The organism is Paenibacillus sp. p3-SID867 (assembly GCF_025142895.1).
Classification (GTDB): domain Bacteria; phylum Bacillota; class Bacilli; order Paenibacillales; family Paenibacillaceae; genus Paenibacillus_AQ.
In genome coordinates, this window is sequence record NZ_JAMBDM010000015.1 from 62,445 (window position 1) to 75,770 (window position 13,326).

The 13,326-nt window shown below is 48.4% G+C and carries 12 protein-coding genes and 1 tRNA gene; 11 read left to right on the plus strand and 2 right to left on the minus strand.

What is annotated here, in order from left to right; translation table 11 throughout:
- Positions 1-26: 26 nt before the first annotated feature.
- The 3 genes from M4D81_RS25930 (at position 27) to M4D81_RS25940 (ending at position 2,775) form a co-directional block, all read left to right on the plus strand.
- Positions 27-1,079, plus strand: coding sequence for an ABC transporter substrate-binding protein (locus tag M4D81_RS25930; RefSeq protein ID WP_311200708.1), 1,053 nt, complete (start codon positions 27-29; stop codon positions 1,077-1,079).
- Positions 1,080-1,310: 231 nt separating this feature from the next.
- Positions 1,311-1,481: a hypothetical protein gene (locus M4D81_RS25935; protein ID WP_260068523.1), complete on the plus strand. Its 171-nt coding sequence runs from the start codon at positions 1,311-1,313 to the stop codon at positions 1,479-1,481.
- 220 nt (positions 1,482-1,701) lie between these two features.
- Positions 1,702-2,775, plus strand: a complete 1,074-nt coding sequence (locus tag M4D81_RS25940; protein WP_260068524.1) for a PdaC/SigV domain-containing protein — start codon at positions 1,702-1,704, stop codon at positions 2,773-2,775.
- 541 nt (positions 2,776-3,316) lie between these two features.
- On the opposite strand, the gene clpP is transcribed toward M4D81_RS25940, so the two are convergent.
- Both clpP and M4D81_RS25950 read right to left on the minus strand, forming a co-directional pair.
- On the minus strand, positions 3,317-3,913 hold the full coding sequence (gene clpP, locus M4D81_RS25945) for an ATP-dependent Clp endopeptidase proteolytic subunit ClpP (protein ID WP_006207581.1): 597 nt from the start codon (positions 3,911-3,913) through the stop codon (positions 3,317-3,319).
- A gap of 162 nt (positions 3,914-4,075) precedes the next feature.
- Positions 4,076-4,150: transfer RNA gene (locus M4D81_RS25950), tRNA-Arg, on the minus strand.
- A 260-nt stretch (positions 4,151-4,410) separates the two neighbouring features.
- On the opposite strand from M4D81_RS25950, the gene M4D81_RS25955 reads away from it, so the two are divergent.
- The 8 genes from M4D81_RS25955 (at position 4,411) to M4D81_RS25990 (ending at position 13,179) form a co-directional block, all read left to right on the plus strand.
- Positions 4,411-5,454: a sugar-binding transcriptional regulator gene (locus tag M4D81_RS25955; protein WP_071219496.1), complete on the plus strand. Its 1,044-nt coding sequence runs from the start codon at positions 4,411-4,413 to the stop codon at positions 5,452-5,454.
- Between the two features lie 100 nt (positions 5,455-5,554).
- Complete coding sequence (gap, locus tag M4D81_RS25960) at positions 5,555-6,559, plus strand: type I glyceraldehyde-3-phosphate dehydrogenase (RefSeq protein ID WP_071219497.1); 1,005 nt, start codon at positions 5,555-5,557, stop codon at positions 6,557-6,559.
- Between the two features lie 194 nt (positions 6,560-6,753).
- Entirely contained in the window at positions 6,754-7,935 is a 1,182-nt protein-coding gene (locus M4D81_RS25965; protein WP_194540401.1) for a phosphoglycerate kinase, read from the plus strand.
- A gap of 76 nt (positions 7,936-8,011) precedes the next feature.
- Positions 8,012-8,764 carry a triose-phosphate isomerase gene (gene tpiA, locus M4D81_RS25970; protein ID WP_260068525.1) on the plus strand — a complete coding sequence of 251 codons (753 nt, stop codon included), beginning with the start codon at positions 8,012-8,014 and terminating at the stop codon, positions 8,762-8,764.
- Positions 8,765-10,309 (plus strand): 2,3-bisphosphoglycerate-independent phosphoglycerate mutase, encoded by a 1,545-nt coding sequence (gpmI, locus tag M4D81_RS25975; protein WP_071219500.1) that lies wholly within the window; start codon positions 8,765-8,767, stop codon positions 10,307-10,309. It abuts the gene before it with no gap.
- Between the two features lie 48 nt (positions 10,310-10,357).
- A complete protein-coding gene (eno, locus tag M4D81_RS25980; protein ID WP_071219501.1) occupies positions 10,358-11,647 on the plus strand; it encodes a phosphopyruvate hydratase in 1,290 nt (429 codons plus the stop codon).
- 463 nt (positions 11,648-12,110) lie between these two features.
- On the plus strand, positions 12,111-13,013 hold the full coding sequence (locus M4D81_RS25985) for an RsiV family protein (protein ID WP_260068526.1): 903 nt from the start codon (positions 12,111-12,113) through the stop codon (positions 13,011-13,013).
- Entirely contained in the window at positions 12,997-13,179 is a 183-nt protein-coding gene (locus tag M4D81_RS25990; protein WP_260068527.1) for a hypothetical protein, read from the plus strand. The genes M4D81_RS25985 and M4D81_RS25990 overlap by 17 nt, the downstream gene beginning before the upstream one ends.
- Positions 13,180-13,326 lie beyond the last annotated feature (147 nt).

Consider the following 13,326-nt stretch of genomic DNA (forward strand, 5'->3'; position numbering starts at 1 on the left):
GAAGTGGAAAGAGAGGAGATATTGAATTGAAAAAATCAAGATGGACCCGCCTGCTGACGGCAGGCATGGTTGCGGTATTGTCTGTAGGACTGCTGGCCGGCTGCGGCTCGGATAAGGAGACGCTTCATATTTACAGCTGGGCGGATAATTTTGATCCCGAGGTGCTGAAGGACTTCGAAGAGAAGTTCGACGTGAAGGTAACCTACGACAATTACGCAAACAATGAAGACCTGCTGGCTAAAATCAAGGCTGGCGGCAGTGGATATGACCTCATTCAGCCGTCCGATTATATGGTCAAAACGATGATTGAATCGGAGCTGCTTGAGTCGCTTGATATGAATAATATCCCGAACTTCGTCAATCTTACGGATACTTTCAAAGATCCTTCTTATGACCCGGGCAATAAATATTCGATTGTCTACACGTCCGGTGTAACGGGAATTGCATATAACAAGAAGTATGTGAAGGACGAAATCAACAGCTGGGAAGACCTCTGGAACCCGGAATACAAAGGTAAAGTCCTGCTTCTGGACGACAACCGCGAAATGATTGGCATGGCGCTTAAGAAGCAAGGAAAGTCCAACAGCAGCACAGATGAAACGGAAATCACCGCAGCTGCGGATGAGCTGAAGAACCTGCTGCCGAATGTGTTAGCGTTTGATACGGATAACATCAAGCAGAAGATGATCCAAGAAGAGGGCTGGATTGCTACGGTCTGGTCCGGAGATGCGGCCTTTATTGCAGCTGAGAATCCGGATGTGGCTTATGTCGTGCCAGAAGAAGGGGCTACCATCTTCTCTGATAACTACGCGATTCCTAAGGGTGCCAAGAATAAAGAGCTGGCCGAGAAATTCATCAATTTCATGATGGAGCCTGAGGTCAGCGCCAAAAACTATGAATTTATCGGATACAGCAATCCGAACACCAAAGCGATGGAATTCCATAGCGAGGAATACCGCGCCAATACGATGATCAACCTGACAGATGAAGAGCTGGGCCGTACCGAATGGCTGGATAATGTCGGTGACTCGCTCTCGATCTATGATCGTTTATGGACTGAACTGAAGAGCGGTCGTTAATTATAGGGCTTGCATTTTCATATTTTTGTAATAAAAAGAGTCTGTCCCATTGGGGGCAGGCTCTTTTTTGTTTGTAAAGAATAGGCCCTTAGTCCCGGAATAGGAAGAAATAGCCGATTTATATGAATCAAACCACAACTTCGTGGCCCGTTTCGTTGTTATATATAAAGGAGGACGCAAATAACTTAAACCAGGTTTCGATACGTTTAATCAGGAAAAGGAGAAAGCGGCTTGAGCGATGTGATGGGCTTGTTGGTTATTGCAGGAATCGTTGCCGTCGCAGCAGCGGTGTTGTTTCTGAACATCTTCAGGAAAAGCGCGCTGTATCTGCTGTTATTGAGTATTCACAGCCCTCGTTGCCATCGGTTTGATTCTTCTAGCTTACGTTGTTCAAGGCAGTGAATTGCTGCTGCTTGCGGGTACATGCGCTCTCTTGTTCGGTGTATTTCTAAGCGTAAAAGCATTCATGCAGAAGGATTAAACGAACGTATAGGTCCCGAGGCATGGAATCAAAATTGTCATTGACTTTGTTACCAATACATTGAAAGCTTTCCTTATAATGATTAAGGGTAATAGATTAACAACTAACGGAAACTTAATTTAACAAAGGTGGAATTCTGATATGAATCCTAAATTACGTGTATGTGCATCATTAATTGCAACTAGCGTCCTGCTTGGCGGTCTGGGTTTGAGCGGACAGGTCATCGATGCAAGCGCCGCTAAGGCACCCGTTTCCGCCAGCCAAAAATCGTCGAAGAATGAAGTCGTACTGAAATGGAATGGCAAGACCCTGTCACAGAAAGGTCTCGTGCTGCACGGGGTAACTTATGTGCCGGCAACCGCTTTGCGGGACGGCCTGGGAATGCCTCTTAAATATGATGCAAAAAAACGTACGTATACACTGGGCAACGGTTATAACAAACTGAGTGCCATCGTATATGATTCAACTGAAATCGGTATTCTGGTGAACGGTTCGTATGCCGGCGAGCCTGGGGGACAGATCATTAATGGTCGTCTGTATGTGCCATTCAAAACGGTCAGCGAATACATGGGTGTTCAGGGACAATGGAACTCTTCCGTGAAAACACTCAGCATGACGCAGAAGAAACAGAACGACATTACGATCAAATCGGCTACGCTGAAGAAAAAGATTCAGGGCGTGGATGCCGTTGTGAACTATCCTGTAATCAGTGGACTTGCAAATGCGGAGGCGCAAGCCGAGATCAATAAAGTACTGAAGGAAAATGCGTCCGGCGTAATCACCGGTGCCGAAGGGAATGCTGAGGAATTCCCGCCATCGGAATCCAGTTTCCCTTACGAGTTCAGTGGGGATTTCGTGGTCCATTATAACCAGAATGATATCCTGAGCATTACAGCATACGATTATTCCTACACGGGTGGCGCCCATGGCATGACCTTCCGTAAAAGCTTCACGTTCTCCTTGAAGGATGGCAAGCAGATGAAGCTGGGCGATTTCATCAACATGCAGGGCAAGAACAAACAGAAGCTGAACAACCTTGTGCTGAACAAGCTGAAAAAAGAAGGAGGCTACCTCGGCGGATTTGAAGGCGTGCCTGCCGATGCTGATTTTTATGTGAAGGATAATGCTGCGGTGCTGTACTTCCAGCTTTATGAGTACACCGCGTATGCCTATGGATTTCCGGAGTTTGAGTTGAAGCTGAAAGAGTGGAAGTAAGAGCATACGGTAGCGGTTTGTGTAAACTGCAATCATTTATTTTCATACTATAGCTTGTTAGAAACATGATGTTGTCCTAATGTAACACTGTACTGGAACGAGTTACGAAAATCCCTTGATCATTTGAGTGTGGAGCGTGTATTCTCCTTACCTGCGATCAGGGGGTTTTTCGTTTACCTAGAGGTTCGCATCCGTGCATTATTAGGCTTTACGCAATCCGATTGCCCGTGCAAAGGAACCCTGCCCGGGCTTTCCTCTATTCCCCTCCCCACAAGTTAGAGGCAGGCCTTTTAGGAGGGGGATGTCCTTTCCGTCTTTATGTATTATTGAAAAAAACGTACCGAAGTGAGGGTATCCTTGGAGGAGCAACGCGTTCGCCTTTGAAATCGGGAAACCTCCCTATCCATTCATTCAAGTTTCCCGATTTCAACAGCGACCGGAGGGGATATTCTCACTATTTAGTACTCAAAGTTTTCAATGATCCAGAGGATAAGAAAGGGCAGGCACCGGATAACGGCGCCTGCCCTTTACTTCATTTCTTTTATAAGCCTTGCGGTGGTGTATTCTCTAATACTTGATCAATCAGACCGTATTCTTTGGCTTCGTCAGCCGTCATGAAGTAGTCGCGATCGGTATCCTTCTCAATGCGCTCCAGCGGTTGGCCAGTGCGATCGGACAGGATGCGGTTCAGCTTGTCGCGCATTTTGAGGATGCGGCGAGCACGGATCTCAATATCCGTGGCTTGACCTTGTGCGCCGCCGAGCGGCTGGTGAATCATAATCTCGCTGTTAGGCAGACCGTAACGTTTGCCTTTAGCGCCTGCGTTGAGCAGGAATGCGCCCATGGAAGCAGCCATGCCGACACAGATCGTCGAAACGTCCGGCTTAATGAACTGCATCGTATCGAATATCGCCATACCTGCGGTAATGGAACCGCCAGGACTGTTGATGTAAAGATGAATATCCTTCTCAGGATCCTCAGCCGACAAGAACAGCATTTGGGCAATGATGGAATTGGCGACCACGTCATTTACGTCGGAGCCGAGGAAGATAATGCGGTCTTTCAGCAATCTGGAATAGATGTCGTACGCCCGCTCACCGCGGTTGCTTTGTTCAACGACCATAGGTATAAAACTCACGTGGAAAACCTCCTCTTAAGTACCTCATATAAATACTGTTACCGTATTACCCACATGATAAACAATTTAAATCAAAAAGTCAAAGATAGTCAAACTATTGGGTAAAAAAAAGAGCCGTCATGGGCGCTTTAGGGTAATCAGTATAGAGAATAAAAGTTATAATGGCGCGCCCGCGAGGAATCGAACCTCGATCTCAGGCTCCGGAGGCCTACGTCATATCCATTGGACCACGGGCGCAAAAAAAATTAGCAACGAAGTTGATTATACCGCATCTATTTAAAAAATACAATAGCAGACAAAACTTTGTTCCTATTATATAGACGAGCCAGTACTTGGCCATAATGTATAAGAATGCCCGGGGCAGAGAAATATACTTTCGGACACTTGCAACCGGCATAATTATTGGTTAGAATAAAGGTGGGACTTAAAAAGTTCAACTGGGACATTTTACGACCAGCTAGAGAAGAGCCGAGACGAAGTTTGCAGGAGTGGAATGCATGCGTAACCTATTAGAAATACAAGAGCAGCTTCTGCCGGATCTGATGGACACTCTTAAACGAAGGTATACCATCCTTCATCAGATCAAGTTGTCCGGAATTGTTGGCCGAAGAACATTGGCTTCATCACTCTCGATGACCGAGCGTGTTCTCAGAGCAGAGACTGATCTTCTGAAAGCGCAAGGGCTGATCGAGATTGAAACGCTTGGCATGCGCATCAGCAGCTCAGGGATATGCTTGCTGGAGGAACTGGAGCCGGTCATGAATGAGTTATTCGGACTGGTTGAACTGGAAGAGAAGATTCGTCAGGCTTACGGGCTTCGTAAAGTGGTCATTATTCCCGGTGACAGTGAGTCATCTCCGGAAGTCAAACGTGAGCTTGGCCGGGCCGGAGCAAGAACGCTGCTAAGTTTTGTCCAAGATGGAGATACGATTGCCGTAACCGGCGGCTCCACGCTCGCCGAAGTGGCCGAGCAGATGTCCTCTTTGCCAGGCGGCGAACCGCTGACAAGCACTTGGTTTGTGCCAGCGCGGGGCGGTCTTGGGGAGAGCGTGGAGATTCAAGCGAACACCATTGCTTCCAAGATGGCAAAGCGCGTTGGAGCTGAGTACCGATTGCTTCACGTACCGGATCTGCTAAGCGAGGATGCCTATCAGTCTCTGGTGCAGGATCAGCATATCCAGGAGATCGTGGATGTGATCAGGCGCTGCCGAGTCATTATTCACGGCATCGGAGATGCCATGGAGATGGCAAGAAGACGCAAGCTGGATGAAAACTCTATTCAGAACTTGCAGGCAGATGGCGCGATTGCGGAATCCTTCGGCTACTACTTCAGTGAAGATGGTGAAGTTGTCCACAAAATGCTTACTCTCGGGCTGCGGCTTGAGGATATTATGCGGACAGAGACGATCATCGGCATTGCTGGGGGTCAAGGCAAGGGTAAGGCGATTCACGCGGTGTTGAAATTCGGACATGAGGATATTCTCGTTACCGATGAAGCCGCGGCACTGGAAGTCGAGAAGGAGATTGACGCCGGGATTTGAACCCACGGGCGTGCACACTGATTTTTCCTTATTGTTGTCTTGATTGGCTTAACGGCCAATCTTGAATATATAAATTTTACAAATATGGAGGGAACTACTCATGGTTAAAGTAGGTATTAACGGTTTTGGACGTATTGGACGTAACGTGTTCCGCGCTGCGCTGAACAACAGCGAAGTTGAAATCGTGGCAATCAACGATTTGACGGACGTAAGCACGCTGGCACACCTTTTGAAATATGACACAACTCACGGAAGACTTAATGCAACGGTTGAAGCTAAAGAAGGCGCACTCGTTGTAAACGGCCGTGAAGTGAAAGTATTCGCTGAGCGTAACCCTGAAGCATTGCCTTGGGCTGAGCACGGCGTTGAAATCGTTGTAGAATCCACTGGTATTTTCACAGCGAAAGACAAAGCTTCCGCTCACTTGAAAGGCGGCGCTAAGAAAGTTATCATCTCCGCTCCAGCAACTGACGAAGATATCACCATCGTTATGGGCGTTAACGAAGACAAATACGATGCAGCTAACCATACTGTAATCTCCAATGCTTCTTGTACAACAAACTGCTTGGCTCCTTTCGCTAAAGTTCTTGACGAGAAATTCGGTATCGTTAAGGGTATGATGACTACGGTTCACTCCTACACGAATGACCAGCAAGTGCTTGATCTTCCGCACAAAGATCTGCGTCGTGCTCGTGCAGCTGCTGAAAACATCATTCCATCCACAACTGGTGCTGCTAAAGCGGTTAGCCTCGTTCTGCCACAATTGAAAGGCAAATTGAACGGTATGGCAATGCGTGTACCTACGAAGAACGTTTCTGTAACGGATCTCGTAGTTGAGCTGTCCCAGAATGTAACCCTTGAAGATGTTAACGGAGCTCTGAAAGCAGCTGCTGAAGGCCCGCTGAAAGGCATCTTGAACTACTCCGAAGAGCCGCTTGTATCCAGCGACTACAATGGCGACCCAGCTTCTTCCACTATCGATTCGCTCTCCACTATGGTAGTTGGCGACAACATGGTGAAAGTTGTTTCTTGGTATGACAACGAGTGGGGCTACTCCAACCGTGTCGTTGACCTCGCTGCTTACATCGCAAGCAAAGGTCTGTAATTGATCTAGCCATACAATCGAAGAGGAGTTCCGTTTCACGGGTCTCCTCTTTGGTTCATGGTTTTTCCTTGTTTTCATGCCAGAGCACTGGGAAGAATAGACAAGATCCGGGCGCTGGTTAGCGATAGAGAGAGAAACGAGAGCAACTGCATGCTGTCGGTGAGGAGAATAGTTTTCTTAGGAGGAACGTGGAGATGAACAAGAAAAGTGTACGTGATGTAGAAGTAAGCGGCAAACGGGTGTTTGTCCGCGTCGATTTCAATGTACCGCTCGAAGATGGTAAAATTACAGACGACACTCGTATTCGCGAGACTTTGCCGACCATTAAATATCTGGTAGAGCAAGGAGCGAAAGTCATCCTGGCCAGCCACATGGGTCGTCCAAAAGGAGAGGTCGTTGAATCTTTGCGCCTGACTCCGGCAAGTCAGCGTCTGTCCGAGCTGCTCGGCAAACCGGTAGCCAAAGCGGATGAAGCAGTAGGAGAAGCCGTTAAAGCTCAAGTCGAGAAGCTGCAAAACGGCGATGTGCTCGTGCTTGAAAATGTTCGTTTTTACGCTGGTGAAGAGAAGAACGATCCGGAACTTGCGAAGCAATTCGCCGAACTGGCCGATCTGTTCGTGAATGACGCGTTTGGTGCTGCTCACCGTGCGCACGCTTCGACAGAAGGTATCGCTCATCATCTTCCGGCTGTATCGGGATTGTTGATGGAGAAAGAGCTGTCCGTTCTTGGTAAAGCCCTTTCGAATCCGGACCGTCCTTTTACCGCCATCATCGGTGGATCGAAGGTTAAGGACAAAATCGACGTGATCGACAACCTGCTTACGCTTGCTGACAATGTCATCATCGGCGGTGGACTTGCTTACACGTTCTTCAAAGCTCAAGGCCATGAAATCGGCCAATCTCTGCTTGATAAAGAGAAGCTTGATGTTGCACTCGGTTTCATCGAGAAAGCTAAAGAGCTGGGCAAAAACTTCTACCTGCCGGAAGATATCGTCGTTACGGACGAGTTCAGCGCAGACGCGAATACCAAGGTCGTTGATATCGACGGCATTCCTGCCGATTGGGAAGGCGTTGACATCGGACCTAAGACTCGCGCCAAGTATGCAGAAGTGATCAAGAACTCCAAGCTTGTCGTGTGGAACGGTCCTATGGGCGTATTCGAAATCGCTCCGTTCAGCAACGGTACTCGTGAAGTGGCACAAGCTTGTGCGGATACGGAAGCTTACACGATTATCGGCGGCGGCGACTCGGCTGCAGCTGCAGAGAAATTCGGTCTTGCCGACAAGATGAATCACATCTCGACAGGCGGCGGTGCATCTCTTGAGTTCATGGAAGGCAAAGCACTTCCTGGTGTTGTGGCACTGAACGACAAATAGAAATAGGCACTATATTGGATAGCAAGTGGATGAAGTTTGGACCCCGATTCTTCGGGGGAATAAAGGAGTGAATCGTGTGAGAACACCTATCATAGCTGGTAACTGGAAAATGTTCAAAACCGTTCCGGAAGCAGCTTCATTTATTGAAGATGTGAAAGGCAAAGCGGAAGTAGAAGGCGTGGAAAGCGTGGTTTGCGCGCCATTTACCAATCTTCCTGCATTGGTTGAAGCGGTCAAGGGCACGAACATCAAAATCGGTGCACAAAATCTTCATTTTGAAGACAATGGCGCCTTTACGGGTGAAATCAGCGGTTTGATGCTGAAGGATCTGGGCGTGGACTATGTCATTATTGGACACTCCGAGCGCCGTCAGTATTTTGCTGAAACCGATGAGATCGTGAACAAGAAGGTACATGCGGCATTCCGTCATGGTCTTCTTCCGATCGTATGCGTCGGCGAGAAGCTGGAAGAACGCGAAGCCGGCCAAACCAAAGACGTGTGCAAAGTACAAACGGAAGCAGCGTTCGCAGGTGTTCCTGCTGATCAAGCGGTTCATGTCGTTATTGCATACGAGCCAATCTGGGCGATCGGAACGGGCAAATCCTCTACGGCAGAGGATGCGAACGAAGTTATCGCTTATATTCGTGAACTCGTTAAAGGCCTTTACGGCGAAACCGTTGCAGAGCAAGTTCGCATTCAATACGGCGGCAGCGTGAAGCCTGAAAATGTAGCGGAGTATATGGGACAAAGCGACATCGACGGCGCGCTCGTTGGTGGTGCAAGTCTACAACCGGCTTCCTACATCGCACTCGTTGAGGGGGCGAAGTAAATGTCTGCTCCAAAACCCGTAGCTCTGATTATCATGGACGGTTTCGGGCTTCGCAACACCGAGGTGGGCAATGCGGTCGCTCAAGCGAACAAGCCTAACTACGACCGGTATTTGAAGCAATACCCGAACACCACGTTGACTGCTTGCGGTGAAGCCGTAGGCTTGCCGGAAGGTCAAATGGGGAACTCCGAAGTGGGTCACTTGAACATCGGCGCAGGCCGGATCGTGTATCAGGACTTGACCCGCATCACGAAGTCGATTCGTGAAGGAGAATTCTTCGAGAACGAAACGCTGGTGGAAGCCGTTCGCGCTGCTAAGAACAACAACAAGAAGCTGCATCTGTACGGGCTGGTATCCGACGGCGGCGTTCACAGTCATATTGAGCATATGTTTGCCATGCTGGATCTTTGCAAGAAGGAAGATTTTCATGACGTATACATCCATGGCTTCATGGATGGACGCGACGTGGCACCGGACAGCGGCAAGCAGTTCGTTAAGGATCTGATTGCGAAGATCGAAGAAGTGGGCGTTGGACAAATCGCTACGCTTTCCGGTCGTTATTATGCGATGGACCGCGACAAGCGTTGGGATCGTGTCGAGAAGGCTTACCGTGCCATGGTGTATGGCGAAGGACCGAAATATACGGATCCGCTGAAAGCCATCATCGAATCTTACGAGAAATCGGTTTACGATGAATTCGTAGAACCGACCGTGATTGTGAATGGTGAAGGCGAGCCGGTTAGTCTGGTGGAGAGCGGAGATTCCGTTATCTTCCTGAACTACCGCCCTGACCGTGCGATTCAGCTGTCCCAGGTGTTTACGAATAATGATTTCCGTGGTTTTGAACGAGGACCGAAGTTCCCGCAAAACCTGCATTTTGTATGCTTGACGCTGTTCAGCGAGACGGTGGAAGGCTTTGTTGCCTACAAACCGAAGAATCTCGATAACACGCTCGGCGAAGTGCTGGTTCAGCACAACAAGAAACAGCTTCGGATTGCGGAAACCGAAAAGTACCCGCACGTGACATTCTTCTTCAGCGGTGGACGCGATGTTGAGCTTCCTGGTGAAACGCGCGTACTGATCAACTCGCCGAAAGTGGCGACCTACGATCTGAAACCGGAGATGAGCGCTTATGAAGTGGCGGATGCTTGCGTGAGAGAAATCGAAGCGGATAAGCACGATGCGATCATCTTGAACTTCGCCAACCCGGACATGGTAGGTCATTCCGGTATGCTGGAGCCGACGATTAAAGCCGTTGAGACTACGGATGAGTGTGTTGGCAAGGTTGTTGAGGCTGTTTTGGCAAAAGGCGGGGTAGTTCTGATTACCGCTGACCACGGGAACGCGGACATGGTATTTGACGAGAATGGACGTCCATTCACCGCACATACTACAAACCCGGTTCCGTTCATCGTAACGGATGAGAATGTAACGCTGCGTGAAGGCGGTATTCTTGCCGACATCGCGCCAACCATTCTCGACCTGATGGGTCTGCCGAAGCCGGATGAAATGACGGGAACTTCCATGATTGCAGCACGTAAATAAGTGGTTCATAATGGAACATAAACATAACATTAAAAGGAGACTATACACATGACTATTATTTCTGATGTATATGCACGCGAAGTCCTTGACTCCCGTGGCAATCCAACCGTAGAGGTTGAAGTATACCTGGAATCCGGTGCAATCGGTCGCGCGATCGTTCCATCCGGTGCTTCCACTGGCGTTCACGAAGCCGTTGAGCTCCGCGACGACGACAAATCCCGTTACCTGGGCAAAGGCGTTCTGAAAGCCGTTGAGAACGTGAACGAAATCATCGCGCCTGAAGTGATTGGCATGGACGCTCTGGACCAGCTTGGCATCGACAAACTGATGATCGCTTTGGACGGTACGCCGAACAAAGGCAAATTGGGTGCGAACGCAATTCTGGCCGTATCCATGGCTGTAGCTCGCGCTGCTGCTGATGCATTGGATCTTCCACTGTATGTTTACCTTGGCGGATTCAACGCAAAACAACTTCCAGTACCTATGATGAACATCGTTAACGGTGGCGCTCACGCGGACAACAACGTTGACGTTCAAGAATTCATGGTATTGCCTGTTGGCGCACCTAGCTTCAAAGAAGCGCTTCGCATGGGCGCGGAAATCTTCCACAACCTGAAATCCGTTCTGAAGGGCAAAGGCCTGAACACAGCGGTTGGTGACGAGGGCGGCTTCGCTCCTAACTTCACGTCTAACGAAGATGCACTGTCTTCCATCATCGAAGCGATCGAAAAAGCCGGCTACAAGCCAGGTGAAGATGTATTACTGGGTATGGACGTTGCTTCCACCGAGTTCTTCAAAGATGGCAAGTATGTTCTGGAAGGCGAAGGCAAATCCTTCACGCCGGCAGAATTCGTGGACTTGCTCGCTTCTTGGGTAGACAAATACCCAATCGTAACCATCGAAGACGGATGCTCCGAGGACGATTGGGAAGGTTGGAAATTGCTCACCGAGAAATTGGGTAACAAAATTCAACTCGTGGGTGACGACCTGTTCGTTACCAACACCGAGCGTCTGGAAAAAGGTATCAACGAAGGCATCGGTAACTCCATCCTGATCAAAGTAAACCAAATCGGTACATTGACTGAAACGTTCGATGCGATCGAAATGGCAAAACGCGCAGGATATACGGCTGTTATCTCCCACCGTTCCGGTGAGTCCGAGGACAGCACCATCGCTGATATCGCGGTGGCTACTAACGCAGGTCAGATCAAAACGGGTGCTCCTTCCCGTACGGACCGTGTGGCGAAATACAACCAATTGCTTCGCATCGAAGACCAATTGGGCGAGCTTGCTCAATACAACGGCTTGAAGTCGTTCTACAACTTGAAGCGCAAATAATTGAAATAAGAGAAAGCCCGGCTCCTGCTTTTGAGGGAGCTGGGCTTTTTTGCATTAATTTGAGGGGATGCAGGGTTGTGGGGCTGCACACTTTGTTATCATGCCGAGGGGCGGTACGTATATCGTCTCCGGTCGCTGTTAAAATCGGGAAGCTGGAATGAAATAAGCAGAAGAAGCTTCCCGATTTTAAAGGCGAACGCGTTGCTCCTCCACCGATATACGCACCTGGGCAGGGGAGGTGTGCAGCCTCTTGTGGGCATCTCATAGGAGCGCAAAGAAGAAAGCCCGCTCTGTGAAGTCACATGAGCCGAGCTTTTGGGCGTGGGAGGGGGAGAGAGTGAATGGCAGGACATGCTCAGCTATGCTCCGTTTGGATGAGGAAGGAATTCCATTTTTTATAATATACAGGCGTATTCTTCGGCCGTATAATGGATCCTAGTATGTTGAATCTAGGGGGAACGTAATGAGAAAAGTCATTTCAGGATGGTTGATCGTGTGTTTGATCAGCCTGATCTTTTCCGAAGCAAATGCTGCAGCCGCAACAAATGTTAAGACAAGCATTCATTTTTACCACGGCCAGCAATATATGCAAATTAGCGGAGAAAATAAAAAAGTGGTCAGTAAAATCAATAAGATACTTAAAGCGCATGCCATTCTTTCGGCTGCCTGGAATATGGAATATAAAAAGAGTAGTGAAAATGCCTCCTTTCGATCTAAAGCCAGTACCCAATTCAATAAAAACGGAAAGTTATCGATTCTTTTTAACGACAGCTTAACCCAAGAGGGCAGCCAACTCACCTTCGCAACAATCTATAATTTCGATCTAAAAACAGGCGAACGGTTGTGGTTAGAGGATGTAATTGATACAGAGAGTAAAATGCTTAATTTGGTAGAGGCTGTAACAGCGCAACTTGTAGACAGAGAGTCTAAAGGAGATCCAATATTCACGGAAAATATTCATTTTTACCTTACTCAATCGAACCCTTCATACTACTATTATGATCATGGCATCATTATCCGCTTCGATCCGGACCAAGTTGCACCTCTTTCCGAGGGGTACGTGGATGTTAAAGTGACTTATACAAAAATTAACAAGAAGAGGAATGACCTAACGTCGCCTGCCCCATCAATTCCGGGTCATGACTATGTCACGAAGTCGCATATCGAAAATGAATTTACTGGATACGACTACGGAAATATTTATGAATTGGCTAACGGGCAAATGTGGAAGCAAGTGGAGTATACTTTTTATTTCAATTATGCCTCAAGTCCGGAAGCGATCATTTATCAAAAAGGATCCCAGTATTACTTGCAAGCTGAATACATTGATTCGGCCGTACAGGTTGAACTTGTCGGTACGCATTAACCGGCCCATGGCCTTTCATCATGGCGGGATTAATGGTTATACGGCTTCCTATCTGAAGCTGCTGGATCAGGGAACCGCGGTTTTCGTGTTAAGCAATGTGTCGACGATGCTGACCTCGATGTTAGCGGGCGTGATCGTTAACGCGCTTGAGCACGAAATGGGTTGATGCAGTAGATGAGGACCAAGCTCTCTTACGGAGAGTTTGGTCTTTTTTTGTCTGATAAAAATAGAACAAATCTACACATCCACTGCGCCTTCCCCCACCAACGACCGCACATATCCATGCAATTTCAGGCATTGCCATTCTCAAGCG

Bases quoted from the DNA above. Each gene is read 5' to 3' on its own strand.
- M4D81_RS25955 (WP_071219496.1), top strand. From the start codon at position 4,411: ATGCGTAACCTATTAGAAATACAAGAGCAGCTTCTGCCGGATCTGATG.
- gpmI (WP_071219500.1), top strand. From the start codon at position 8,765: ATGTCTGCTCCAAAACCCGTAGCTCTGATTATCATGGACGGTTTCGGG.
- gap (WP_071219497.1), top strand. From the start codon at position 5,555: ATGGTTAAAGTAGGTATTAACGGTTTTGGACGTATTGGACGTAACGTG.
- M4D81_RS25965 (WP_194540401.1), top strand. From the start codon at position 6,754: ATGAACAAGAAAAGTGTACGTGATGTAGAAGTAAGCGGCAAACGGGTG.
- M4D81_RS25940 (WP_260068524.1), top strand. From the start codon at position 1,702: ATGAATCCTAAATTACGTGTATGTGCATCATTAATTGCAACTAGCGTC.
- eno (WP_071219501.1), top strand. From the start codon at position 10,358: ATGACTATTATTTCTGATGTATATGCACGCGAAGTCCTTGACTCCCGT.
- M4D81_RS25985 (WP_260068526.1), top strand. From the start codon at position 12,111: ATGAGAAAAGTCATTTCAGGATGGTTGATCGTGTGTTTGATCAGCCTG.